Genomic DNA, 26412 nt, shown 5'->3' on the forward strand with positions numbered 1-26412 from the left:
TCAAGAGTTTTTCCATCAGTTTCTTTTACTGTCCAGGCCTTTTGAACATCATTTGAATAACGAACTTGGCAAGCATGGGCTCTACCGGGCTCAATGGTCAATTTTGTATTATATAGCCAATAATGACTCCGCAACGTTAGTTGAGCTTGCGCATTATCAACGGATTGAAAAACCGACCGTGACACGCACCGTAACCCGATTGGAAGAGCAAGGTTACTTAGAGCACATCCCCGGCAAAGACAGACGTGAAAAACGGATGCAGCTCACCGCCTACGGCAAAAAAGTATATGCGGAAGTCCGTGTCACAATCGATCAATTTGAAAAAGAAATTCTGTCTCATATTCCGGAAGAAGATCAGCTTGCCGGGATTGAGATGATGAAAACCATACGCATGAATTTAATCAGCAGGGAGAATTCCAAATGAATAAAAACAATCCTCCTTTATGGACAAAAGACTTTATCGTCACTGCTTTAGTGAATTTTTTCTTAGTTCTCATCTTCTATCTACTGATGGTCACAATCGCCGTCTATGCCGTTGAGGAATATGGGGCTTCAACAAGCGAAGCCGGCCTCGTCACCGGGATTTTCATTCTGGGCGCTTTAGCGGGAAGGCTGGTCATCGGCCGTACAATCGACAAAATTGGCCGCAAACAGACTTTGGTCATCGGCTTACTGTTGTTCACATTGACTACATTCTTCTATTTCCTGAATTTCGGACTTCCTTTCCTCATGCTCAATCGCTTTCTTCACGGGATGACGTTGGGAATGGCCAGCACGGCAGCCGGAACCATCGTTGCTCAAATTATTCCAATGAGACGCAAAGGTGAAGGCATCGGTTATTTCAGCCTTAGTTCGACTTTAGCGACGGCTTTTGGCCCCTTCATCGGATTAATGATGAGCCAGCACAGCAGCTATGAGATGATTTTTTCGGTATGCCTGGCGCTCGGCGTTGTCAGCTTGGCTGTATCCTTGTTTGTTTATGTACCGCCAGTCGTTGCGCCACCTGCAACTGACGAAACGAAAGGGTTTAAGATTTCAGATTACATCGAACCGAAAGCTGTACCGATTGCACTCGTTTGTCTGGCCATCGCCCTTTGCTATTCCAGCGTTCTGTCATTTATCAACTTCTTTGCGATGGAAGAAGATTTAGTGCAGGCAGCCAGCTACTTTTTCCTTGTTTACGCCATTGCGATATTAGTTTCCCGGCCATTCACTGGAAGACTGATGGACCTGAAAGGCGCGAACTTCGTCATGTATCCTGCTTTCGCCATTTTTGCAGCAGGACTTTTCCTGTTAAGCGTCACCAGCAGCAGTGCTGGCTTATTGGTTGCCGGTGCTTTGATTGGTTTGGGCTTCGGCAATATGCAATCGACGACGCAAGCAGTCGCGGTCAAGCTGACGCCGCCTCACCGCATGGGCCTTGCCACTTCGACTTTCTTTATCTCAATGGACGCCGGGCTTGGCTTCGGCCCGTACCTGCTGGGCTTTGTGATTCCGTTGATCGGTTACAGTTCGCTTTACGGCATTCTGGGCTTTGCGGTACTTGCAACTGCTGTCTTGTATTATTTGATGCACGGCAAAAAAGAACGTGCAGAAGCAGCGGCATTGGTTTAGAAATAAAAAATGGCCATCAATTCACCTAAGAATTGATGGCCATTTCTATATCTTATTTTACTGTTGCACACTGCTAATAATCCAGCTTACTTAGCGGATCAGTTACTCCTCTTCTTCTTCAGCTTTCTCAGCAATCGCCTTGGTCTCATGCACGGTGCCATGAGGATGTTCCGGCGGCGCATAAATGGAGTATATTTTTAATGGTTGATCGCCTTTGTTTGTGACGTTATGCCACTTCCCAGCAGGAATCATGATGGCGTAATCGTCTTCAGCATTTTCTTCAAAGGTCAGGTTGTCTTCGCTGTCGCCCATTTGGACAAAGCCTTTTCCGGCTTCAATCCGCAGAAATTGGTCACCTTCATGGACTTCCAGGCCGATGTCGTCTCCCACTTCAATGCTCATGACGGTAACCTGCAGGTTCTTGCCTGTCCATAGAGCGGTGCGGAATGTGTCATTCTGCTTGGTCGCCTCTTCGATATTCACCACAAACGATTCTGCTCCATAATCTTTTAATTCCATAGCCTATTCCTCCTCCGAATTATCTTCACAGCCTTCTATACCTCAGTCTCAGCCGTCTCAAACTTTCCGGAAAAGTTCTTTGCTACACCAATAACTGCTTGACCAATTCCTTATTGCGCTTTTTGAACACTTCATTATGAGAAGACACCATGGCGATTCTATTCGCGTCCGGCTGGATGTAGTGCTTGGCTTTATTGACTGCGTTCGCTGCATCCTGGAATGTTCCGGCAATCAGGTTCAATTTGCCTTCGTGCTGCAGAATGTCACCCGCTGCATAGAGGCCTTCGACTGATGATTCGCTGCTCGGCGTGCCCGCGATGTAATAATCATCAGCAATTTCAATATTCAACGGACTGTTGCCGAGCAGACTGATGTCGCGCTCGTAGCCATGGTTGATGATCATCTCATCAATCGGCAGTACTTGTTTTTCGTTCGTTTCCTGATGCGTCAATTCAACAAATTCGATGGCATCCCGATCATCCGATGCGATCAACCGTGAAATATTCGTATGGAGGCAGCAGATGGCAGAGCCGTTCATCAGCTGCGTCACTTGCGCTTCATGTCCTGCAAGCTCGGGCTTGCGATAGGTGACATATACTTGCTTGGCGATCGGTTCCAATTCATTTGCCCAGTCGATGGCAGAATTTCCGCCGCCTGAAATCAAGACCGTTTTGCCTTTGAATCGCTCCAGTGATTTGACGGTGTAATTCAGATTCGACACTTCAAAACGCTCCGCTCCTTCAATCTGCAATTTTTGCGGATTCAGGATGCCTCCACCGACAGCGACAATCACCGTTTTTGATAAATGCACTTCACCGGAAGAACCGATCATTTCAAAGATGCCTTCTTCATTTTTTGCGATGGACTCAACTTTTTCATTCAATACGACTTCCGGGTGGAATGTCAGCCCTTGTGCAACCAATTGGTCGATGAGCTTAGCTCCTTGAATCGGCGGCTGTCCCCCAACGTCCCAAATCATTTTTTCCGGGTAGACATGAATTTTGCCGCCCAATTCCGGCTGAAACTCGATAATTTTCGTTTTCATCTCACGTAAACCACTATAAAAAGCCGAATACAATCCTGCTGGGCCCCCACCTATAATTGTTACATCAAAAAGCTCTTTTTCCCCCATCTATCTTCACTCCTGTCCATCCATATTTTTATTGACAATAAAAATAATTAGTCTTATAGTATTGATTGTACTGAAATTGAGAATCATTATCAATGAAAAAGAGTATAAATTTAGAAAAGGAGGTTTTTGGATGGTGCGTTTATTCACCGAGGAGCTGAATATCAGTTATGGGGACCGGCTGATTGTCAAAGATTTGACGGTCCAAATTCCGGACAAGAAAATTACGACAATCATCGGTTCCAACGGCTGCGGCAAATCGACGCTGTTAAAAGCGATTACTCGGGTGATCTCGCATCAATCCGGATCCGTGGTATTGGATGGCAGCAATATTGCTCAGGAAAATACGAAATCCCTGGCGAAGAAAATGGCCATCCTCCCACAAACGCCTGACAGTGCCGCCGGATTGACGGTTGGCGAACTGGTTTCTTATGGCCGCTTCCCTTACCAGAAAGGTTTTGGCCGTTTGTCCAAGAAGGATTACGAAATCATCAATTGGGCACTCGATGTCACCGGGACGCAATTCTTTAAATACCACCCCGTTGACGCATTATCCGGCGGACAGCGCCAGCGGGTCTGGATTGCGATGGCATTGGCACAGGAAACAGAAATGATTTTCCTGGATGAACCGACGACCTACCTGGATATGGCCCACCAGCTGGAAATTCTGGAACTGCTGCAGCAACTCAACCGTGAACAGGAACGGACCATCATTATGGTGCTCCATGACCTGAACCAGGCAGCGCGTTTTGCCGACCATATCATCGCGATGAAAGACGGCCAGATCGTCAAAGCGGGCAATTGCCACGAAGTCATTACACAACCTGTATTGAAAGAAGTATTCCGGATCGATGCAGAAATCGGCTTGGATCCGCGTACACAAAAACCGATGTGCACAACCTATAACTTAATCAGAGGAGTCTAACCGACATGAAAAAATTATTCTTGCCTTTCTTCCTATTAACATTGCTGCTGATCCTGGGTGCCTGCAATTCTGAGTCAACCACTGAAGACGCAGACGCTGCAGAAGCTGACAAAGCACCTGAAACCATTACATACGAATCTGAAAACGGCCCTGTTGAAGTTCCTGCAGATCCACAGCGCGTCATCGTGCTGTCCACTTATGGCGGTGACGTCATGTCCTTGGATGTTCCTTTAGTGGGCGTCGATTCATGGTCTAAAAACAACCCGCGTTTCGAAGAACAACTGAAAAACGTGGAAGAAGTAGCTGACACAGACCTTGAAAAAATCATCGAATTGGAACCTGACTTGATTCTTGGCGGTTCGACCATCAACAATATCGACAAATTGAAAGAAATCGCACCAACTGTCACGTTCACTTACGGCAAATTGGGCTACTTGGACCAACACTTGGAAATCGGTAAAGTGTTGAACAAAGAAAAAGAAGCACAAGCATGGATTACAGATTTCCAGGAACGCTCACAGCAAGCGGGTGAAGACATCCGTGCGAAAATCGGTGAAGACGCAACCGTCTCTGTTATTGAGAACTTCGACAAGCAATTGTATGTATTCGGAGATAACTGGGGACGCGGAACTGAAATCCTTTACCAGGAAATGAAATTGAAAATGCCTGCAAAAGTGGAAGAAATGGCTTTAGCGGACGGTTATTATATGCTTTCCCAGGAAGTCTTGCCGGAATACATGGGTGACTATGTCATCTTCAGCAAAGACAGCACACAGGACAACTCATTCCAGGAAACCGACCTGTACAAAAACACACCCGCAGCTAAAAACGGCCAAATTTTTGAAGCCAATGCTAAAGAGTTCTACTTCAATGACCCGATTACATTGGAATACCAATTGGAATTCTTCATTGAAAACTTTTTAGGCGAGTAACCAACTGCTTTACGTTAAATCTGGTTTGCAACTCCTTTAGAATCGGATTTAAAAGGAGTAAACCTAACAAAAACTAAACTTCTATACCAAAGAAGAGGAATTCTGATTTTAGAATTCCTCTTTTATTCTCAGGAAAAGATGATGATGAATGAGCCCTAAAGTTTCCTTTCCCATTAAATTTATTTTAAGCCTGCTCCTGCTTGTGCTGACTCTGGTCATTTCCTTGATTTTTGGAGCGGCGGATATCAGTCTGAAAGAAGTAGGGCTGGCGTTATTTTCAACCAGCTCCAGTGACGGCATCGGGGTCATTCGGGAGATCCGGCTGCCGCGCGAAATTGCCGCCATCTTTGTCGGCGCTGCTCTTGCTGTATCTGGTGCGATGATGCAGGGCATGACCCGCAATCCGCTGGCTGACCCAGGTCTTCTCGGTTTGACTGCAGGTGCTAACGCGGCGTTAGCCTTCACGTTGGCTTTCATTCCGGCTGCCAATTATTTTGGCATCATGGTTGCCTGCTTTATCGGAGCAGCAGCCGGTGCCGCGTTGGTGTTCGGTATCGGTGCCGCAAAAAAAGGCGGATTCTCGCCTTTCCGGATTGTTCTTGCCGGTGCGGCCATCTCGGCCTTCCTGACAGCGATTGCTGAAGGAATCGGCCTGTATTTCAATATTTCAAAAAACGTTTCCCAATGGACAGCCGGCGGATTGATCGGCACTTCTTGGGGCCAGCTGCAGGTAGTGGTTCCGTTTATCGCCGCCTCTTTGGTGATTGCGTTGCTGCTGTCTCGCCAGCTGACCATCCTCAGCTTAAGTGAAGAAGCCGCCATCGGCCTCGGTCAGAAAACAGCCCAAATCAAAGCAGTTCTTTTTGTCATCATTACGCTGTTGGCGGGGGCTGCCGTTGCACTTGCCGGCAATATGGCGTTTATCGGCTTAATGATTCCGCATGTGGTCCGGGCAATCGTCGGAACTGACTACCGTTTTATCATCCCCATGTCAGCAGTGGCAGGAGCGATTTTCATGCTGCTGGCTGACCTGATTGGCCGGACGATCAATGCACCGTTTGAAACACCGGTAGCAGCGATTATTGCAATCATCGGTTTGCCGTTCTTCCTGATCATTGTCCGTAAAGGAGGCAAAGCATTCGCATGATGCACCCAAGCTTACGTAAAAAACAACGAATTTCGTATTATTCATTGCTGGCATTGATTTTAGTGACAGCAATTGCCAGCATGGGGCTTGGCTACTCCCCTATCTCCTATGATCGATTGGTGCCGGCTATTCTTGGCCAAGGCACATTTAAAGAAGAATTTATTCTGTTTTCCATCCGGCTGCCGCGCATTTTGATCACGCTTCTGGCCGGGATGGCACTGGCTTTGTCGGGTGCGATTTTGCAGAGCGTAACGCGAAATGACCTGGCAGACCCCGGAATCATCGGCATCAATTCCGGTGCCGGCGTCGCCATTGCGGTTTTCTTCTTGTTCATTCCGGTAGAGGCTGGATCTTTTGTCTATTTGATGCCAATCGTGGCATTTTGCGGAGCCCTTGCGACCGCTGCATTGATTTATGCCTTTTCTTACTCCCGCACCACCGGCTTGCAGCCGATCCGCCTTGTGCTTGTGGGAATCGGGTTTTCCATGGCCTTGTCGGGAGTCATGATTGTCTTGATTTCTTCAGCGGAACCAGAAAAAGTCGATTTTATCGCCAATTGGCTGGCCGGCAATATTTGGGGAGCCGATTGGCCGTTTATTGTGGCCATCCTTCCTTGGCTGCTGGTGCTCATTCCGTTCACTTTGTACAAAGCCAATCGGATGAACGTCCTCGGCCTCAGCGATCCTGTTGCTGTCGGCATCGGCGTATCCATTGAGAAAGAGCGGGTCGTCCTTTTGCTGGCGGCTGTCGCGCTGGCGGCGTCCGCTGTGTCAGTTACCGGAGGAATCGCCTTCATTGGCCTGATGGCTCCGCATATCGCCAAATCGATTGTCGGTCCACGCCATCAGCTGTTCTTGCCGCTTGCCATCCTGATCGGCGGCTGGCTGCTGCTGCTGGCGGATACCGTCGGCCGGAACCTGCTCGAGCCTTCCGGAATCCCAGCAGGCATCATGGCTGCATTGATCGGAGCTCCATATTTCATTTACTTGCTGTTGAAAAAATAAAAGCTGTTGAGAACTTAACTGTTCTCTCCAGCTTTTATTTTCTTTCTGTTTGTTATCCATTAACTTCTGAATAAAGCCACCAACTCTAACGGTTGTTAGCCTGATATTTCATACTTCGATTTTTTTCTCATACAGAGGCATTGCCGCCGGCTTCCCGAAATAATAACCCTGGAATAATTGGTACCCCCGCTGCTTAAGCCATTTAAAGTCTTCGCGTGTTTCAACGCCTTCGGCCAAAGGAATGGAGCCGATTTCCAGCGCTTTCTTCAAAAACTTTTCCGCCACTTTCTGCTTTGCCGGATCCATTGCCACCCCTTGGACATATTGCATATCCAACTTCATGTATTTCGGCTTCAGGTCTGCCAGCATTTCAATCGTACTGTAACCTTCACCCACGTCATCCAACGCGTAATCGAATCCTTTTTCCTTGTAGTAAGCCAAGATTTTCTTCAAATGATCCAAATCATCCACTTTTTCCGTTTCCACCACTTCAAATACTAAGGATTTCGGATCCACCCCCAGCTGTTCTGATAAAGAAATTGTCGAACGCAAGCAAAATTCAGGGGAATAAATTGAAGTCGGAATGAAATTGATGAACGCTTTCTCTCCTTTAAGTTTGGCTGCATACCTTACAGCTGTCATTCTGCATACCCGATCCAATGCATACAGGCGCCCGCGGATTTTGGCAGCCGGAAAAATTTCATTCGGGTAGATCATCGATCCGTCTTCATTTTGGAAACGCGCCAGCATTTCATATGCAAAAATCTCTTCATTTCCATTCACAATCGGCTGATAATGGCAGGAAATCAGCTCTTTTTGAATCACTTTATCAATCCATTGCATATCCAACACGGTTTCAATTTCAGAAAACGGCTTCCACGCTTCACGGTTTATTCGGAAAACGACTTGTTCCAAATCCATAAAATGACGGCAAAAATCCATCAACTCTTTGGCTCCTGCTTCATCTACAATAAGTCCATTTTCCGTCGTCACTATAGCAATGCCTCTTCTATTCAAGTGGCTATAAATTTGCGGCAATGCCAACAAATTGGAGTCGTCTTCTATTTTAATCTCAAACTTCAACTCCGTTACGGAGCAATTATTGCATTGCAAGTCCGTTTCCTCCTTAATTTTGGTAGTTCCATTTTACTTTATTTCACTAGTTAATAGTTAACAATTTTATACAAAAAATAAAAAATCGCTAATGTGAAAAGAGTTGTTCTTGTTTTATTAGCAAAACTGAAGCATTTGTTACACGATGATTTAACCGTCGGAAAAAGAGGTTTTTTTTCGACGGTGAAGAATGTATACATTAACTTGCCGCTCATCGTTTAACAGGCAAAAGAAACTGTTCCATAAGCAGAAACCGCTCTAGATTACCCGAGTTGTTGTCCATTTAAAAAGAACGGCACGCTGTTATTTCATTCACAAAGGAGAATGATCATGGGAAAAATCGTTGTTGCGATGTATTTGACGCTTGATGGGGTTATGGAAGAGCCGTCATGGACTGCCCCTTACTGGGATAACGAAATCGCGAAGTTCCAGCTGGATTTGTTATTTGGCAGTGATGCATTGCTGCTTGGAAGAGTGACATATGAAGGTTTTGCAGCTGCTTGGCCCGCTGCTGAAGATGAAGAAGGGTTTGCCGACCGGATGAATAAAATACCCAAGTATGTGGCTTCCACCACTCTGAAGCGCACGGAATGGAATGCCCGCCTGATTACCAGCAATGTAGCGCAGGAAGTCGCCAAACTGAAAAAAACCGGACAACGTCTGTTGGTTTATGGCAGCGCTGAACTCATTGAAACTTTGCTGAAACATGATTTGGTCGACGAACTTCATCTGATGACATTTCCGCTCGTTTTAGGAGAAGGCAAACGGCTTTTCAAGGAAAATGCTGATCAGAAAATGTTCAACTTACAGGACATCCGTTCAACAGATTCAGGTGTGCTCATTGCCAGTTATACACCAGACAAATAAAACAGAAAAAGAAAGCCCCCTGCAACGGGAGGCTTTCTTTTTCGTGCTTAGTTTTTGCTGAATTTCTTTTTGGCGTAAACATAAGTGACTGCCAGTGCAGCAACCAGTACGCCTCCTTTGATAATATCAAAAGCATAATAAGGGAGATTCTGAATCGTTAAGCCGTTCAACAAAATGCCGATAACTGCAGCTCCAAAAAATGTGCCCAGCGCATTCGGTTTGCCCGCCCCTAACACCGAGTAACCGACAAATACTGCCGCAACCGCCTCCATCATCAACGGAGCCCCTGCATCAATTTGTCCGGAACCTACGCGTGCAGTAAACAAAATGCCAGCCATTGAAGCAAAAATTCCCGATACCACATAAGCGGCAAATTTCACTTTTTTGACGCTGACGCCGGACAGCGTCGCGGCTTCAGCGTTCCCGCCGGTCATGTAAAGCACTCGGCCCCAACGTGTATGGTTCAAAATTACATAGGAAGCCAGGACCATCACCAGCATGATCCAAACCGGAACCGGCAGGCCCAGCATCTGCCCTTGCCCAATCCACAGAAACGCTTCCGACAATTGACCCGGTGCGGTTCCTCCTGAAGTCAATGGCATATTGTTGTAGATCGAGTAGCCTTCTGTATACGTACGATGCAAGCCCGCAATAATGTACATCATGCTCAGCGTCGCCAGCAAATCCGGAATGCCGATAACCACAATTAGAAAGCTATTGACTGCTCCGACCAACACCCCGATCAACAGCGGCAGGAGAAGGACGAGCCATAACGGCATATCGTACCAAACCATCAGAGATGCGGAAACGACTGTCGATAAAGACATCGTCGAACCTACCGACAAATCGAAACCATCCACTACCAGCGTGAATGTTACACCTAAAGCGAGTAACGTGACAATGGAAATGGAGCGCAGGATGTCTGTGAAGTTACCATATGTGAAAAAAGCGTCGCTGATTGTGCTGAAGTAAAAAATGATGAAAATAAGTAATGCGATGGCGCCATATTTAAACAGAAACTGAATCGCGTTGTCTTTCACCGAGCTCTTGTGTTTCCCCAAGTTCTTCTTTTCCACCACTTGCATACAATAAAATCCTTTCCTGGGTCGCTTCTTGTCGTGATAATTCCTTCACGATTTGACCGTTGTACATAACGAGAATCCGATCGGAAATTCCGATGGCTTCATGAATTTCACTTGAAAAATACAGACAGCCTTTGCCGCTTTCAGCCAATTGGCGGATCAATTTGAAAATATCCACTTTGGCTCCGATGTCGACGCCTTTTGTCGGTTCATCGAAGAGGTACAAGGCCGAATCGAGGGAGATCCATTTGCCGATCGCCACTTTCTGCTGGTTTCCTCCGCTCAAGTGAACGAGAGGCGTTTCTGTACTATCGGTTTTGATGCGCAAACGCTCGATGATTTCATCAGCAAAGCGCTTTTCGGCTTTCCGTTCCATCAACAAATTCTTAGAAAACTTTTTCAGGTTAGGGAATGATGCATTGGTTTCCAGTGATTCCTGGACAAATAACCCTTCTTTTCGGCGCTCTTCCGGAATCAACGCCATTCCTGCTTTGATGGCGTCTGCCGGATGTTTGATTTTGGCCGTTTTCCCCGAAAGCTTCACCGTACCTGAGGTTAAAGGCGTTCCTCCAAACAAGGCTTTGGCAAGCTCCGTTTTACCGGCGCCGACCAATCCGACGACACCCACTACTTCACCTGCTGCAACCGTCAGCGACAGATCTTTGAGCTTCTGGCCATCCGATAAATTCTCAACCTCCAGCAAAGGGTTCCCAATCTCATGCGCCCTCGGCTCTAATTCATGACTCAGTGCTGCACCGAGCATCGCTTCAATCACCCCATCCTGATCGGCTTCTGACGTATCGTAGGTTTTGACAAGCGTCCCTTCCCTCATCACTGTAATCCGGTCGCTGATTTCAAATACTTCCGGCAAACGGTGGGAAATGAAGACGCAGCCGACGCCCTGTGCTTTTAACTTTGCAATGACTGCATATAGTTTCTCTGATTCATGGATAGAGAGAGGAGCTGTCGGTTCGTCAAATATAATGATTTTCGCCGAATGGACCAAGGCTCTGGCAATCAGCACCATCTGCTTTTCCGCCAAAGTCAGTCTCGCCGCTTTCTGCTGGACATTGATGTTGTCCGCCTGCAGCTCGCGCAAAGCAAGACGTGCGCGTTCATTGATTTTTTGTCTGGAAACGAATAAATTGCCTTTCCCTGCGAATGTGTCGAGAAGGATGTTTTCTGCCACAGTCAGCTCAGCAACAATGGCTGTATCCACTTCTTGATAAACACAGTAAATCCCCTGTTCTTTGGCTGCCTTCGGCGATTCCAGCCGAATATCGACGCCATCCAATTTAATCGTTCCTTCATCCTGCTGGTAAACGCCTGACAGGATTTTAATCAGCGTGCTTTTTCCTGCACCATTGACGCCAAGAATGGCATGGACTTCTCCTTTTTCCAAATGGAACTCGGCTTTTTGCAACGCCGTCACTGCACCGAAAGTTTTTCCGATGGCGGTCATCGAAAGTAAAGCTTGTGCCATAGAAAGGCCTCCTTTCTGATAAAAGAGCTGTCCCATCTTTCAGGACAGCTCGAAATGATGAAGATTATTGGCCTTCCAATTCGCGCAATTCATCCGTGTAGCCCTGTTCGCTTGCGCCCCAGCCATCTACGTATTCGCTTAACTTATCGGTTGTCACCGTTTCTTCCGGCAAACTTTCCGCTTCAACAAAAACCGGCTCTAAAATCACTTTTTCTTCCGGCTGTTCGCCATTCAACAACTGATATAAGTAACGAACTTGAATGCGTCCGATATCCGTCGGATCCACTGCTGCCGAAGCGAGCCATGGGCTGTTTTCTTTTTGCATCAATTGCAGATCCTCATCGCTCATATCGATGCCGTATACTTTAATGTCTGTACGTCCTGCTTGTTCAATGGCACGGACAGCACCTTTCGCAAACTCATCCCACGCGGCCCATACTGCAGTGATTTCCCCTTCGTTCGGGTATTGTTTCAAAACTGCTTCCATCTGTGATTGCGTATCCAGTGCCGTATTGTTCGTAGCGGCACCGAATGCTGTCACTTCCTTGATGCCGGGGTTGTCGGATAGGAATTTTTCATAAGCTATCTGGCGTCTTTCCATCGGTGCAAAGCCCGCTGTCCATATTTTAACGATGTTGGCTTCGCCGTTATTGTCTTCCGCCAGTTTCTCCAAGGTCATCTCGGCCATCTGCTGATCGCCTTGCTCTAAAGAAACCACACCTTCAACATCGATGCCTGCATCAAACGCCACAACCGGAATTCCGGCTTCAAGCGCTTTTTCAACACCTTGGTTCAAGGCTTCTTTTGTTCCATGGTCAATCAAAATGCCATCGACACCTTGATTGATGGCTGCATCCAGGTTAGAGGCCATTTTCGCCAAATCCCCTTCAGAAGTGAAAACAGTTGCTTTCCCTCCGAATTTCTCAACCTGTTCTTCTACACCCGCTATGTATTGGGCGCTGAATGTCCCTAAATTGATTTGCATGATCAAGGCAATTTCTTTGCCGGCAAGTGGATGGTCTGAAGCCTCAGCCTTCGTATCTGAAGAAGTTTCTTCCTCGCTGACATTCCCTTTTGGTTGGCAGGCGGTTAATAAAATGCTGATAAATAAAAGTGCGGCAAGCAGCCAGATGGATTGTTTTTTCATCGTATTTCTCCTTTTCCTGTAAATGCACCAAGCAAGTCAGGGATGTTTTTTTTGTATTCTGCAGTGATGATGCCTTTTTCGGTGATGATGGCGGTGATGAGATGTGCCGGCGTCACGTCGAATGCCGGATTAAACACTTTCGTGCCAAGAGGTGCGACCGGCTGTCCGTTCGTATGGGTAATCTCCTCCGGGTTTCGTTCTTCAATCGGAATAACGGTTCCATCCTCAATCGACAAATCGAATGTTGATGCCGGCGCCGCTACATAAAATGGGATGCTGAAAGCATTGGCCAACAAAGCTAAGTTATACGTCCCGATTTTATTGGCTGTATCGCCGTTGGCTGCAATGCGGTCCGCGCCTACAATGATGGCTTCAATTCCTTTGGCTCCAATGGTGTGCGCCGCCATGCTGTCGGTGATCAATGTGACATCAACCCCTGACTGCTGAAGCTCCCAAGCTGTCAGACGCGCACCTTGATAAACCGGACGGGTTTCACAGGCAAATACTTCAAACTCACGGCCGCGTTCGCTGCCAAGATGAAATGGCGCTAAAGCCGTACCGTATTTAGCGGTAGCAATCGAACCGGCGTTGCAGATGGTCATGACTTTCGTCTTTCCTTGCAGCAATACCAAAGCGTGTTCACCAATGCTGCGGCAGGACTCTTCGTCTTCTTTATGGATTTTCACAGCTTCCGCAAGCAGCAGCAATTTTGCCTGCTGCACGTTCTCCGCTTCTTGCACCTTGTCTTTCAAGCGGCTGAGCGCCCAGCCCAGGTTAACGGCAGTCGGCCGTGAAGAATTCAAATACGCTGCATCTTTTTCGACGTATTGCTGAAAAGCTTCCAAGGAAACTGCCTCGTGCCGCTGTGCTCCTATCGCTAATCCATACGCAGCGGTGATGCCGATGGCCGGAGCTCCGCGCACCTTCAAGGAGAAAATCGCGTTGTACACATCTTCTACAGTTTCAAGTGTTAAATAGTCAATCTCATGCGGCAGTTTCTGCTGATCCAGAATGGTCAGCTGCTGCCCATCCCATTTGATGGATAACGGAATGCTCATATGCGTGCCTCCTTTAGAATTTCCACCAAGTCTTTGATGGAAGCAGTTTGCTCGCGCTTAAGGATTAATTCCCGCCCAGTCTGCAATGCCTGCTTCTTGAAGGAAATTCTTTTATCATTGTCTTCGATGCTGTCCAAGTCTTTGACATGCGCCAGGCCAATCGTCCGGCGGATCAATTCGCAGCCTGCGAAACCAACGGCGTCGGCCAGTACTTTGCCGAGGACATATTCAAGATATCCTTCGGTCTCCTTGAACGATTCAACGCTCTGCGTTTGCCACAGTTCCGTAAATGAAGAAGCGAATACTTCCCATGTTTTTTCAATGTGGGCTACGATTTCCTGGCGATCCTCGCCTTCCCGTGTAATCGTTTGGAAAATCAAGTTGGCCAGAAACAATCCGACATCAAAGCCGATCGGGCCGTAAAAGCCGAACTCCGGATCAATGACTTTCGTTTCGGCCGGCCCCGCAAAAATACTGCCGGTGTGAAGGTCTCCGTGAAGCAGCGCTTCCGCTTCAGTCAAGAAACTCTTCTTCAATTTCGCCACTTCCAGCTGCAGTTTGCGGTCGTTCCAAATCGCTTCTGCTGCTGCCTGCAGCTGCGGTTCGTAATCATTGGTGTCAACATCGAAGAATGGATCGGTAAAAATCAGGTCTTCTGTGATTTTGCATAGCTCCGGATTGGAAAACTCAGCAGCCAATCGTTTTTTCTCAAAAGGATGCAGCCCGTAATCAGAAGTGTGGAATAAGGTCTGGGCCAGGTATTCGCCGATATCCTGTGACAGCCTTGGAAATTGCCGGCCGTTGATCAAGCCTTCCCGCGCAATTTCGAGATGCGATAAATCTTCCATCACCGTTATAGCCAATGCTTCGTCCGTTGCATGGACGGCCGGCACCAAAGACGGCACAAACTCGCCGTGCTTCTTCAGAACATTGGCTTCGATCGTCGCACGCTTCAATGTCAGCGGCCAACTTTCGCCGATGACTTTGGCATATGGCAAAGCCTGCTTGATGATCAGCCGCTTGCCTGTGGCTTCCTCTTCAATTTGAAAAACATAATTTAGATTGCCGTCGCCGATTTCCCGGCACGTCAAGTGAGCTGTATGATCAAATGCTTGAATCGCTTTCGCCAATTCGATGGCAGCTTCTTCGGTTAATGCTTTATAGGTGGTTGGAGCCGTAAGTGTCATGGTCAATCTCCCTTTCTCTGCAATATAAAAAGCCTCTTTCCAAAAGAAAGAGGCCAGAATAAGAGATCCCATGCCTCTTATCTTTCAGAAAATAAATTTCTGATGGAATTAGCACCGTGCCTTACAGGATATTCATCCTGGCGCCAAAGCGCCCCGTCTCACAACGGTATTACGGTCGGTTGCTGGGCGTCATCGGGCCAAAATCCCTCTGCCAGCTCTTGATAAGAGTACTGCTTATCGTGCTATTAAGTTCTGAAATGAATCCTATCACGATTCAGAATTGACTGTCAATCACATTTTTTAAATAAAAACAATTTTGCAACAATGCTGTTGACAGATTTCTGTGCACATGAAATAATCAGAATTACTTTACTCTATTAAAGCAGCTCTACCATTTCGAATGATCATTTCTTTTTACGCTGAGATTCTATAAGTAGGACCAGCCCAAAAAACTTACCCAATTTCATATCTTTCTTATTCAGAGCAGGTGGAGGGACAAGCCCTATGATACCCGGCAACCGGTCCAATGGTGGACACGGTGCTAATTCTTGCAGCCAGAACCGATGGCTGAAAAATAAGAAGTTGTTAAAGCCCTTAACCTCTTCTTATTTGAAGAGGTTTTTTATTTTTTAAAATTGCATGGGAGTGTTGAATACATGAGCATCTTGACTGCTACTTATCAATTATACGGAAAGCCTGGTTCTTTTGAGAAAAAGGCGGAAGGCATCGCTTTAGGTCTGACGATCGGCTCCTGGACCGATTTGCCGCTCCTTGAACAGGAGCAGCTGAAACATCATAAAGGAAACGTCGTTTCCATTAAGGAATTTGAAGAAATCAACCATCCATTGAAACCCGAACTGGTCAAAGCGGAAGTTGCTGTCGCTTATCCGTCCGCCAATTTCTCTGCTGATCTTCCGGCCATCTTGACCACGGTTTTCGGAAAATTGTCATTGGACGGAGAAGTGAAGTTAGTGGATCTGGATTTCAGCCACGACTTACTCAGCCATTTTCCCGGTCCACGCTTCGGCATTGAAGAAATCCGCAACACACTTGGCGTAGCCGGACGGCCGCTTCTGATGAGCATATTCAAAGGCGTCATCGGCCGCGATCTGGATTTTCTGTCTGCTCAATTGCGTGAACAGGCATTGGGTAGAGTGGACTTGGTCAAAGACGATGAAATTTTATTCGACAATCCGCTGACCCCATTTGAAAAACGCATCACCACTGGTAAGGACGTGCTGACAAGCGTTTATGAAGAAACAGGCCATCGTACGCTTTATGCGGTGAACTTGTCAGGACGAACTTCCGCACTGAGAGGAAAAGCACGAAAAGCACGTGAACTTGGTGCGGATGCTTTGTTGTTCAATGTTCATGCCTACGGGCTCGATGTATTGCAGGAACTGGCTGAAGATGATGAAATTGCTTTGCCGCTCATGGCACATCCGGCTTTCAGCGGTGCTTTCACTTCTTCCACTTTCTATGGTCTCGCTACGCCGCTCGCCCTCGGGAAATTGATCCGCTATGCAGGAGCTGACTTCTCCCTGTTTCCTTCTCCTTACGGCAGTGTTGCATTGGAGAAAACAGCGGCCCTTGCGCTCGGCAAAGAACTGACGATAGACAGCCCTCTGAAGCGCAGCTTCCCCGTTCCATCCGCAGGCATCCACCCTGGCCTTGTGCCATTGCTGATGGCTGATTATGGAATCGACAGTGTCATCAATGCCGGCGGCGGTGTCCATGGACATCCCGCTGGTGCAGCTGGCGGCGGACAGGCTTTCAGGCAGGCCATCGATGCGGTACTGCAGGGAGAAACTCTGCAGGCGGCAGGCAAACAACATCAAGAACTACAAACAGCACTTGAGCTATGGGGGTGAACCACTTGAGTAAACCGATTATTTTTTGCGATTTTGACGGCACCGTTACAGCCAATGACAACATCATCGCCATTATGAAGAAATTTAATCCACCGAACTGGGAAACCGTCAAAGACCAGATTCTTGACCAATCCATTTCGATACGTGAGGGGGTTGCGAAGATGTTCTCCCTCCTTCCGGTTGAGGCAAAAGACGACATCATTTCGTATGTGCTGGAGCAGGCCGAAATACGCGAAGGCTTCAGCGATTTTGTCGCTTATACGAAACAACAGCAGCTTCCTTTGTACATTGTCAGCGGCGGCATCGATTTCTTTGTTTACCCGCTGCTTGAACCATTTGGACCTTTTGACGGCATCTATTGCAACAGCGCCGATTTTTCAGGAGACACCATCAAACTGGTATTTCCACATGGCTGTGACGAAACCTGTACCAGCCAAGGCTGTGGCTGCTGCAAACCATCCGTCATCCGGGATCTTCTAGGCAGCAGCGCCAAAAGTATCGTCATCGGCGATTCCATCAGTGACTGGGAAGCCGCCAAACAAGCCGATTTTGTCATTGCCCGGGATCTGCTGGCTGAAAAATGCCAGGAAGCGGACATCGACTATAAACCGTTTGAAACTTTCCATGAAGTCATCGCCATTGTGGATGACTATACAGGGGTGAGGTCATGACGGCATTGCACGATAAATGGCTGGAACTGGCCGACGTCAAGGATGAACTGGCGATTCGTGACTGGTTTATGGGAACCAGCGGAAATCTTGCCATCAAAGTGGCGGACGAGCCACTTGAATTTCTGGTTACCGCCAGCGGAAAAGACAAGAAAAAACGCACTGACGAAGACTTCCTTCTTGTGGATGCCGATGGACAGCCGGCAGCTGAGACTCTATTGAAGCCTTCTGCAGAAACTTTGTTGCACTGTGCGATATATGGAAAGACAAGGGCCGGCTGCAGCCTCCACGTCCACACGGTAGCCAATAACGTCATTTCCGAATTATACGGAGATGTAGGAAAAATCGATTTCCAGGGGCAGGAATTGATCAAGGCCTTTGGATTATGGGAAGAAGATGCTGTATTGACCATTCCGATCATTCCAAATCACGCCGATATCCCCACGCTCGCCGCAGCCTTTGAACCTTATATCACTGCCGATAAAGGAGCGGTGCTGATCCGCAACCACGGCATCACCGTTTGGGGAAAAGATGGCTTTGAAGCAAAGAAGCTGCTTGAAGCCAGCGAATTTTTATTTCAATACCAATTAGCGTTACAACTACAGTTAAAATAAGAGAGGAAGATTTAAATGGCGATCATTAAAATTCAAGGAACAAACGAAACAATCGAGGCACAAAACGAAGTAGCGGCATTTCTGGAGCAGCAGGAAGTTGTGTATGAGCATTGGGACAACACTAAACTGCCCGAGAACCTGCGCGAGAAATTTGATTTGAGCGATGCTGACAAGGACGAAATCCTTCAGGCGTTCAAAACAGAAATCGATGATATCTCCGAGCGCCGCGGCTACCAGGCAGCGGATATCATTTCCCTGTCTGACTCTAATCCGAAATTGGATGAGCTGCTGAAAAACTTCCAGCGCAAGCATATTCATACAGATGACGAAGTCCGTTACATCGTCAGCGGACACGGCGTGTTCATCATCCAAGGAAAAGACGAACGTTTTTTTGAAGTTCACCTGACGCCAGGCGACTTGATCTCGGTTCCTGAAAACATCACCCATTACTTTACACTTGCTGACGACCGCAAAGTCGTAGCTATCCGCATATTTGTAACGACTGAAGGATGGGTACCGGTTTACCAGGAAGAAAGCAGTGTACAAAGCTAATAATTTTTTCAAAAAGACTCGAGTAATCGAGTCTTTTTTATTTTGAAAAACAGGTAATTTTTTTCTATTTTTAATGTCTTTTAAGCTATAATGTCTTTTGAGTTATATTTTGTAAATAGAAATGAGTGATATGTATGAAGAAAACGCTTCTATCTATATCAGCAATTATTATTCTGCTTTTGCTGCCCGTCCTTGTCTGGTTCTTTAAAGAAGAAAAAATAGTAAACATAGCTATACTCGATAAAACAGTTCCGACTGATAGCTATCGGGAACATAAAGGACTGACCTGGCTGTTGAATCACCATCGCTATGTAACAGAATCCCAAGAGCCCTATCAGGCAGAGTCCGATTATTACGGCTTTGTTCCGGATGAACAAGCGGAAAGCTATACAATCCGTGAGTTGCCTCAAGATCTATCTGGAACGGACTTGATTTATTTAGCGGATTCTTATGGAGTCTATGAAGAAGATCTTCCTTGGCAGTCTGCAGAGAAAAAGCCGGGCACTTCATCCATGCTTTCCGGCGGGCTTGAAATGGCTGAATGGCAAACCATCAAAAAGCAGGTGCAGTCCCAAGGCACGGACTTGGTTGTAGAATTCAATACCTTCGCCTCCCCAACTACGGAAGAAGTCACACAGGACATGAACGAATTCCTGGGATTGGAATGGAGCGGCTGGAGTGGGCGCCACTTTGCGGATCTCCATTCTACTGACGGCGAAGTACCTCAATGGATTATTGAGAACTATGAAAGAAATGATGCAGAATGGAATTTTGAAGGGGCCGGATTTGTCTTGGTCAATGATGCTGAAGGTGAAATCGTGGTTCTTTCTGAAGATGCTGGAGAAGTCGGTACTGACGGGCTTCGCCTTGCATTCACTGAACAAGGTACAGCTCAATTCGAGTTGAAGGAAAGCCCTTCTTTTGATTATTGGTTTGACATCAACCAAGCGCAGTCAGGCACCGAGGTCTTAGCAGACTACCAATGGAACCTGGAAACTAAAGGCAGCGACAAATTGAAAGCAGCAGATATTCCGTTGGATTTTCCAGCTGTCTTTCATCAATCGAAACACGGAGCGGATCTTTATTACTTTGCAGGGGATTTTGTCGATATGGATGACACGCCAAACTTCTACCGCTATTCAGGATTCTCGAAGCTGCGTTCATTCCTTTCCATGGAATCGCTTGATGGCGAAAAGAGTTTTTATTGGCAGACTTACGTACCTATGATGGAAACGATTTTGGCGAATGCAGAACAGAAGAAAAAACAAGTTGAAACAGTTAAAGCTACTGCGGCCACGAAAGAGGGGATCGCATATCCTTCCCGCATTAATGGGCAAGCGTTTGAAGTTTATGAGGATGGCGAGTGGCAGCCCTTCACTATTAAAGGCGTCAATATGGGAATGGCCAAACCCGGAACGTTTCCAGGAGAAGCGGCCATCACCCGCGAAGAATACGACCGGTGGTTCAAGGCAATCGGCGAGATGAATGCCAATGCAATCCGTGTCTATACGCTCCATCCGCCGGCTTTCTACGAAGCATTCGCTGCTTACAATGCCAGCGCTGACGAGCCGCTTTACTTGTATCACGGGGTTTGGATTGACGAAGAGCCGCTGGTGGAGACATTGGACGCTTTTACTCCTGAAATCACAGAACGGTTTCAAACTGAAGTCGAGAAAATTGTCGATGTGATCCACGGCGATGCTGTGGTTGAACAGGAACCGGGCCACGCTTACGGAACTTACAAGTCTGATATTTCTCCCTACGTCATCGGTTGGATGATTGGCATTGAGTGGTTTCCTTTAACAGTCGATCAAATGGAGCAGGATTATCCGGACTTGGGTGATTTTGAAGGCACCTATGTCTATACAGAAGAGGCAAATCCAATGGAGCATTGGCTGGCACAGCAATTGGACTTTTTGGCCGCCTACGAGTTGGACGAATACCAAAGCATGCGCCCTCTCAGCTTCACCAACTGGGTAACGACAGACAACATCGATCAGCCTGCAGAACCGAGTGAACAGGAAGACATGGCCACCGTCGACCCGAATCACATCAAGACCAAAGGCATCACAGATACAGTCGGCATGTTCGCCTCCTACCATGTCTATCCGTACTATCCCGATTTTCTGAATCTGGAGGAACGCTATACTGAATTTGTTGACCACCGCGGCGAATTCAATAACTATGCCGGTTACTTGAAGGACTTGAATGATTCGCACGACATGCCGATCGTCATCGCCGAATTCGGGGTTCCGGCCTCCCGCGGCATGACTCATGAAAATCCATTCGGCTGGAATCAAGGATTCATTTCTGAACGGCAGCAAGGGGAAATCGTCACCCATATGTATGAAGACATTCTTGAAGAAGGCATGCTGGGCGGTATGGTCTTCACCTGGCAGGATGAGTGGTTTAAACGTACTTGGAATACGATGGATTATGACAATCCGGACGAGCGTCCATTTTGGTCCAACGCCCAAACCAACGAGCAGCAATTTGGCTTGCTGAGTTTTGATCGCCACAAAGTCAAAGTGGATGGTGAAGATGATTGGACAGAGGGCGAAACCCTTTATGAAAAAGAGGATGGAGCACTCAGGACCTTAACCATGGATTCGGACGAACGTTATGTCTACATCAAAGCTCAATTCGACCCAGCCAATAAAAACTGGTGGGACAACCAGGATTTCAACCTTTACTTCAGCATCCGTGAAGGCCAAGGCATCGCGGTCGATGCCTTGGAGAAAACAGAGTTTCTGGCAGACTTCCGCTTGAAGGTGAAAGGATTGGAAAAAGCACAGCTCCAGGTAGCGGGCGATTACGATAGCTTCTATTATGATTACCATGAACGCCTTAAAATGATTCCCGCAGAACAGAACATTGAATCCACGTTCCACCCTGTCCGCCTTGCGTTGAACAAAGAATTCGTACGCCCGGATACAGGCGAAACCTACCCGTTCGATGCCTATGAAACTGGCGTCTTCCGTTTTGGCATCGCCAATCCTGAGCACGAGGATTACGATTCCTTGAACGATTATTATTACGACAAGAAGACGGGAATCATGGAAATCCGTATTCCGTGGATGTTGTTGAACGCCAAAGATCCGGCTAAGCGCGAATTCATCGGTGATCTCTGGAAAGATGGCATCGAATCCTCCGAAACGATCAAAGGGCTGGACATCGCCGCCAGCCTGACCGATAGCGACGGAAAAGCTGTTGAAACTTTTGAAGCCTCTCAAGCAGCCCGGTACTCATGGGAAACTTGGGGGCTGCCGCAATCCGAAGAGCGGCTGAAGCAATCTTATTATATTCTTCAAAAGACCTTCAGCGAGAAAAATTAAAAAAATTAAATAGAAACCAAAAGAAGGAAGCCTTTTACAGGCTTCCTTCTCAGACTGTAGACAAAGTCTTTACAAAATGAATAGCGGTGCATACCCCAACCGGTCCGGCCACTTCGCGTTCCGTGGGCTCAGCTTCAGTCTCCTCGTCACTGCGTTCCTGCGGGGTCTTCAGCTTTCGCTGTCCCACAGGAGTCTCCGTGGCCAGCCCGGTCGGAGGCGTGTAGCTTCAATCAAAGAAAAGGGCTTGCTAGTCAGAATCCCGAAGACATCATCCAAACAAACTTGGTAAATCCATCAAAGGATCCGTAGCGCAAGGCGGCGAAGGGCAAAGATATGCTCCTGCATCGCTGCGCTAGCTTCGTCGCAAACNCGAATAATTATTCTTTAAAGGATATAACTATTCTTTTGTCTACAAGCTGAAAGAAGGAAGCCTTTTACAGGCTTCCTTCTTCTGCTTCTTCATCAGAGAACACACCTTTTCGCTCCATGTCTCCCCATACTGATTTTTTCTTGAAGGCGTAGAACAGACCCTGTACGCGCCAAAAGTTCATTAGGATGCGGTACCAGAATGTCTCAGTCAATGCATAAATATAAAGCACAAGAATGCTTTTGACGGTCGGATACTTGTGATAGGTCCATTCCTCCAGCAGCACAGCAAGCGCGGACAGCAAGGAGCCATACAGGATCATTACCAGCAGCATCACTACCGCAATATCGGTTTCAATGAAGGAGAACGCAAAGCCGCCGATAATGATAAAATATCCCATCACTTCAAAAACTGCGCTCAACAATTCAATAAACACATAATAAGGCATCGAAAACAAACCAATCCCTCTGTACTTCGGATTGAACATCATTCCCCGGTGAGTCCACAGCGTTTCCGCCAGACCTCGTTGCCAGCGGATCCGTTGCGCCCGCAAGGAAGCCACAGTACTGGGTGCTTCTGTCCAGCAAACAGGGTCCTGGATGTATTCGATCCGTTGTTTCGACTTTTCATCTTTGATGGAACGGTGCAATCGGACAATGAGTTCCATGTCTTCCCCGACCGTATCGGTTTTATAGCCACCCACTTTGATGACACGGCTTTTTTCAAAGACGCCAAACGCGCCTGAAATGATCAGCAGGATATTGACCCGGCTAAAACCGAGGCGCCCAATAAGAAACGCGCGGAAGTATTCGATAATCTGCATAATTTCCAGCGGTTTCTTAGGCAATGCCACCTGTTCGATGACACCCCGGTTTATTTTGCAGCCATTGGCGATTCTCACAGTCCCGCCTGTAGCTGTGACCAGGCCACTCGAATCCACAATCGGTTTCATGGTTTTCAGCAAAGCGTCCTGTTCCAAAATCGAATCTCCGTCAATCGCCGCAAAGTACGGATATCTCGAGAAATTGACGCCCGCATTCAAAGCATCTGCCTTCCCGCCGTTTTCTTTTTCGATTAGAAAAAGATTGGGGTGAAGTGTCGATCGATAAGCCCGCTTGATCTCCCCTGTTTTAAAATATGTCCGGATCGCCAGTTCAATCGGCTCCATTCCAAATTGGGCAAGCACTTTTTCACTGGTTCTGTCTGTGGAACCATCATTCACTACGATGATTTCATACTGAGGGTAGTTCAGGTTCAACAATGACCGGACAGTGCTGACCACACCTGCTTCTTCATTGTAAGCAGGGACCAGAATAGAAATAGGGTACGTATCTTTATTGATCGACAGTTCTTCTATCTGCTCCTGGCGGTTCAATTTCTTCTCTTTGCTTATCTTTGGGCTAGCGACAAAGAAAAGGATCAAGTAAATCGCGCCGGCAGCCAACATATAAGCTATTATTGCCCAGGAAATGATTTCAATGACTACTGTAATTCCAGCTCCATTCATGCGAGCTCCCCGCCTTCTCTTGTCAGCATATGTTTGGCAATATCTCGTGCATAGGCATCCGTGTGTTCGATTGATACCTGCTCAAGAATGGCATTGCCGCCTTTAAAGACTTTTATATTCTCAGCACCTGCAAAGCGAACCCACCAGACATTGTCCGACAGCAGGTCAACCAGGTTTTGTTTGTACTGCTCAAAACGGCAGGCACCCGTCAGTTTTGCCGCATACATCCGTTCCTGCCAATGCTCGGAATCATAAAATTCCAGAAGAATTGAAGGATCCGTCATCTTTCCGTAATGGCATAGGCTGCTCATGGCTTTCAGACGCACTTCCTTTCGTTCATCGCGCAACTTCTGTTCGACAAAAGGAAATAACAGGGCCATCCGGCGTTCCCCGCTGAATGTAATAAAAGCATTAAGCATGTTCTCGGAAATATCCTCTTTAACCTGCATCCGTTCCGCTGTCACCTTCAATAAATCATCTTCCAGGCGATGCAGCAATTCTTTGATCATTCCGAATGACAAGCTCCTGTTTTCAATAGCTGCATCCATCAGCCGTACTTCCTGCAGTGTAGCGCAGACGCGGATGCACTGGCGATACTCTTCGTCACGTTTATTGATTCTCAGGAAATGCTGATAGACATCTTCTTTCAACGAAAAAAGCCGGAAGTCTTCAATAAAATACAGCGCATTGACACGCTCTGCCCATTGGCCTTTTTTCAAAATAAGGCGGTAAGGCTCTGCCAAATACTTTTCCGCTAGCCTGTGAATTTTCAAAAACTGCATTTCCGAAAAATCTTCAGCTGAAAACTCATCCAGCATCGTTTCCATCAATTTAAAACGATGTTTTTTTCCGGGCGGCAACGCAGGTTCCATTTCCCTAGTACCTTCTATATATTCTCGGAATTGTGGCCGTAACGTAGCTAATGTTTCTTCTATCACTCTTTCATCGGCTAAATCCCTTCTTTTCCAACCGATCAGCAAAGCTAGAATCAGCAATTGAATTCCCAATAAACCCAAAACCACCCACATAAATAGCTCAATCATTCACCAGTCTCCTTTTTCGAAGTCACCATTTCTAAGTAAAATATTTCTATTAAAAACCTTATTATTTCATAATTTATGGATAGTGTAACATATTTCACTTGATTTAACTCTACGAAAAAAACAGCAGATTCAGCTATTTAAACTGAGTCTGCTGTTTCCTTGTTAGAAGAATAAAGAAATCGTTGTGGACTAATTTTTACGGAGCCATCGTTTTCCAGCTGTCCACGTGATGAACTGCGATTCCTCCAAAGCCTTTGGAAAAGGCATAATGAGAAGAAACGGCAGCTAACTCATTGTTCATGAAAGCCTCGCCTTCTTCATAGAAGGAGATGGCTTCACCTTCATCGGTTTGGCCTGTTTCAACTCCCACCACAACCGGTTTTCCGTATTTTACTCCATAGGCCACTTCATTTCTTACCAGTTCTGTTATCATGGTTGCTGAGTCCCGGTAAGCCATAAGCGTGACACTGTGCGTATTGGCGATGACCCATTCGGCAAGTACGCCGCTACCGTAAGTGTTTTTATATGGAATTTCGTCGAACCAGAAAGGAAGATCGGCCTCCAGAGGCAAGTTCAACGCGTTTGTGCTGGATACGGCTTTCATCAGCAAGGCTTGATAAGCTTTGACTGTTGCTGCACGATTGGTATTCCAGCCGCTGTATAAATAAGGTTCTACATCCAAATGTACACCGGCGAACTTCTGCGTCAAGGCAGCCTTTTGTTGATAGGCTGACAGCCAAGCCATCAACCGGTCCTGTTTGGTAAATCCTTTTGCTGCCACCCAGTCAGGCGCTCCATCCAACGCGTAAATGGCCATGCCCGCTGCTCCAGCTTTTTCGATGAAGCTCTGGTATACACCAGCCGGAATATCCGCATCAATCTGGACATATACTTTGTTTACATTTTTGCTTTCGAGAAAAGCGATCGTACCCGCTTCATCTTCGTAGATCATCCACGGATTCCACAACCAAGTGGCTTTGACATCCACTTCAGCCGCTTGAGCCTGAAAACCGGTTTGTGTCAGCATAAACAATAACCACACACCTACCATCATTAGTTTTTTCATGTCTCTATTCCTCCCATTCTGCTGGCCGTGGCTCACAGAACGAGACCCAGGCAACCTGACAACCTTGCGTTTTTCAACGGTTAGGCTCATGGCTTTGCGTCCTTCCCTTTCGGTGAAGTTTGCCTTTTCAGATTTTCATTATTATATGTCAATTAATTCAATTCTGCTATCTTTTTTTCTCC

Annotated in this window: 22 protein-coding genes, 1 pseudogene and 3 riboswitches; of the genes and pseudogenes, 12 read left to right on the forward strand and 11 right to left on the reverse strand. The window is 47.0% G+C overall.

The features are described from left to right. Positions 1–52 precede the first annotated feature (52 nt). Positions 53–424, forward strand: a complete 372-nt coding sequence (locus IRE19_RS10300) for a MarR family winged helix-turn-helix transcriptional regulator (RefSeq protein ID WP_238943165.1) — start codon at positions 53–55, stop codon at positions 422–424. Then, positions 421–1614 carry an MFS transporter gene (locus tag IRE19_RS10305; protein ID WP_203340316.1) on the forward strand — a complete coding sequence of 398 codons (1194 nt, stop codon included), beginning with the start codon at positions 421–423 and terminating at the stop codon, positions 1612–1614. Before IRE19_RS10300 ends, IRE19_RS10305 begins: the two co-directional genes overlap by 4 nt. A gap of 102 nt (positions 1615–1716) precedes the next feature. On the opposite strand, the pseudogene IRE19_RS10310 reads toward IRE19_RS10305, so the two are convergent. Beyond that, positions 1717–2133: pseudogene (locus IRE19_RS10310) on the reverse strand (cupin domain-containing protein); the annotation flags it as partial. Positions 2134–2215: 82 nt separating this feature from the next. Next, positions 2216–3265 (reverse strand): NAD(P)/FAD-dependent oxidoreductase, encoded by a 1050-nt coding sequence (locus IRE19_RS10315; RefSeq protein ID WP_203340317.1) that lies wholly within the window; start codon positions 3263–3265, stop codon positions 2216–2218. Positions 3266–3395: 130 nt separating this feature from the next. Here IRE19_RS10315 and IRE19_RS10320 point away from each other — a divergent pair, with 130 nt between their 5' ends. The 4 genes from IRE19_RS10320 (at position 3396) to IRE19_RS10335 (ending at position 7270) form a co-directional block, all read left to right on the forward strand. After that, positions 3396–4187, forward strand: coding sequence for an ABC transporter ATP-binding protein (locus tag IRE19_RS10320; RefSeq protein ID WP_191714622.1), 792 nt, complete (start codon positions 3396–3398; stop codon positions 4185–4187). Positions 4188–4192: 5 nt separating this feature from the next. Further along, complete coding sequence (locus IRE19_RS10325) at positions 4193–5119, forward strand: iron-hydroxamate ABC transporter substrate-binding protein (protein ID WP_203340318.1); 927 nt, start codon at positions 4193–4195, stop codon at positions 5117–5119. Positions 5120–5267: 148 nt separating this feature from the next. After that, on the forward strand, positions 5268–6266 hold the full coding sequence (locus tag IRE19_RS10330) for a FecCD family ABC transporter permease (protein WP_203340319.1): 999 nt from the start codon (positions 5268–5270) through the stop codon (positions 6264–6266). Then, a complete protein-coding gene (locus tag IRE19_RS10335; protein ID WP_203340320.1) occupies positions 6263–7270 on the forward strand; it encodes a FecCD family ABC transporter permease in 1008 nt (335 codons plus the stop codon). Before IRE19_RS10330 ends, IRE19_RS10335 begins: the two co-directional genes overlap by 4 nt. Positions 7271–7378: 108 nt before the next feature. On the opposite strand, the gene IRE19_RS10340 is transcribed toward IRE19_RS10335, so the two are convergent. Next, entirely contained in the window at positions 7379–8383 is a 1005-nt protein-coding gene (locus IRE19_RS10340; RefSeq protein WP_203340321.1) for an EAL domain-containing protein, read from the reverse strand. Positions 8384–8713: 330 nt separating this feature from the next. Between IRE19_RS10340 and IRE19_RS10345 the strand changes: the two genes are divergently transcribed. Further along, on the forward strand, positions 8714–9250 hold the full coding sequence (locus IRE19_RS10345; protein WP_203340322.1) for a dihydrofolate reductase family protein: 537 nt from the start codon (positions 8714–8716) through the stop codon (positions 9248–9250). Between the two features lie 47 nt (positions 9251–9297). On the opposite strand, the gene IRE19_RS10350 is transcribed toward IRE19_RS10345, so the two are convergent. The 5 genes from IRE19_RS10350 to mtnK form a co-directional block, all read right to left on the reverse strand. Then, positions 9298–10335: an ABC transporter permease gene (locus IRE19_RS10350; protein WP_191714616.1), complete on the reverse strand. Its 1038-nt coding sequence runs from the start codon at positions 10333–10335 to the stop codon at positions 9298–9300. Then, positions 10259–11815 carry a sugar ABC transporter ATP-binding protein gene (locus IRE19_RS10355; protein WP_203340323.1) on the reverse strand — a complete coding sequence of 519 codons (1557 nt, stop codon included), beginning with the start codon at positions 11813–11815 and terminating at the stop codon, positions 10259–10261. Before IRE19_RS10355 ends, IRE19_RS10350 begins: the two co-directional genes overlap by 77 nt. A 64-nt stretch (positions 11816–11879) precedes the next feature. Further along, positions 11880–12962, reverse strand: a complete 1083-nt coding sequence (locus tag IRE19_RS10360; protein ID WP_203340324.1) for a sugar ABC transporter substrate-binding protein — start codon at positions 12960–12962, stop codon at positions 11880–11882. Beyond that, positions 12959–14020 (reverse strand): S-methyl-5-thioribose-1-phosphate isomerase, encoded by a 1062-nt coding sequence (gene mtnA, locus IRE19_RS10365; protein ID WP_191714613.1) that lies wholly within the window; start codon positions 14018–14020, stop codon positions 12959–12961. Before mtnA ends, IRE19_RS10360 begins: the two co-directional genes overlap by 4 nt. Next, entirely contained in the window at positions 14017–15207 is a 1191-nt protein-coding gene (gene mtnK, locus IRE19_RS10370; protein WP_203340325.1) for an S-methyl-5-thioribose kinase, read from the reverse strand. Before mtnK ends, mtnA begins: the two co-directional genes overlap by 4 nt. Positions 15208–15281: 74 nt before the next feature. Continuing rightward, positions 15282–15435, reverse strand: a riboswitch (SAM riboswitch). A 243-nt stretch (positions 15436–15678) separates the two neighbouring features. Continuing rightward, positions 15679–15788, forward strand: a riboswitch (SAM riboswitch). Between the two features lie 75 nt (positions 15789–15863). Between mtnK and mtnW the strand changes: the two genes are divergently transcribed. The 5 genes from mtnW to IRE19_RS10395 all read left to right on the forward strand — a co-directional run bounded on the left by mtnW (position 15864) and on the right by IRE19_RS10395 (position 22247). After that, positions 15864–17078 (forward strand): 2,3-diketo-5-methylthiopentyl-1-phosphate enolase, encoded by a 1215-nt coding sequence (mtnW, locus tag IRE19_RS10375; RefSeq protein WP_203340326.1) that lies wholly within the window; start codon positions 15864–15866, stop codon positions 17076–17078. Between the two features lie 5 nt (positions 17079–17083). After that, the gene (locus tag IRE19_RS10380; RefSeq protein WP_284700314.1) at positions 17084–17749 is read left to right on the forward strand and encodes a 2-hydroxy-3-keto-5-methylthiopentenyl-1-phosphate phosphatase; all 666 of its coding nucleotides are present in this window, start codon (positions 17084–17086) and stop codon (positions 17747–17749) included. Beyond that, positions 17746–18360: a methylthioribulose 1-phosphate dehydratase gene (locus IRE19_RS10385; RefSeq protein ID WP_203340328.1), complete on the forward strand. Its 615-nt coding sequence runs from the start codon at positions 17746–17748 to the stop codon at positions 18358–18360. The genes IRE19_RS10380 and IRE19_RS10385 overlap by 4 nt, the downstream gene beginning before the upstream one ends. A gap of 15 nt (positions 18361–18375) precedes the next feature. Beyond that, positions 18376–18912: a 1,2-dihydroxy-3-keto-5-methylthiopentene dioxygenase gene (locus IRE19_RS10390; protein ID WP_203340329.1), complete on the forward strand. Its 537-nt coding sequence runs from the start codon at positions 18376–18378 to the stop codon at positions 18910–18912. A gap of 134 nt (positions 18913–19046) precedes the next feature. Further along, the gene (locus tag IRE19_RS10395) at positions 19047–22247 is read left to right on the forward strand and encodes a hypothetical protein (protein WP_203340330.1); all 3201 of its coding nucleotides are present in this window, start codon (positions 19047–19049) and stop codon (positions 22245–22247) included. Between the two features lie 434 nt (positions 22248–22681). Here the strand turns inward: IRE19_RS10395 and IRE19_RS10400 are convergent, their stop codons facing one another. The 3 genes from IRE19_RS10400 to IRE19_RS10410 form a co-directional block, all read right to left on the reverse strand. Next, positions 22682–24121 carry a glycosyltransferase family 2 protein gene (locus IRE19_RS10400; protein ID WP_203340331.1) on the reverse strand — a complete coding sequence of 480 codons (1440 nt, stop codon included), beginning with the start codon at positions 24119–24121 and terminating at the stop codon, positions 22682–22684. Then, positions 24118–25164, reverse strand: coding sequence for a HEAT repeat domain-containing protein (locus IRE19_RS10405; RefSeq protein WP_203340332.1), 1047 nt, complete (start codon positions 25162–25164; stop codon positions 24118–24120). The genes IRE19_RS10400 and IRE19_RS10405 overlap by 4 nt, the downstream gene beginning before the upstream one ends. Before the next feature lie 196 nt (positions 25165–25360). After that, a complete protein-coding gene (locus tag IRE19_RS10410; protein ID WP_203340333.1) occupies positions 25361–26230 on the reverse strand; it encodes an amidase in 870 nt (289 codons plus the stop codon). 46 nt (positions 26231–26276) lie between these two features. After that, positions 26277–26364: riboswitch (cyclic di-GMP riboswitch) on the reverse strand. Between the last annotated feature and the right edge of the window lie 48 nt (positions 26365–26412).

Origin of the sequence: Planococcus beijingensis, assembly GCF_016820615.1 — a bacterium.
GTDB lineage: Bacteria > Bacillota > Bacilli > Bacillales_A > Planococcaceae > Planococcus > Planococcus notacanthi.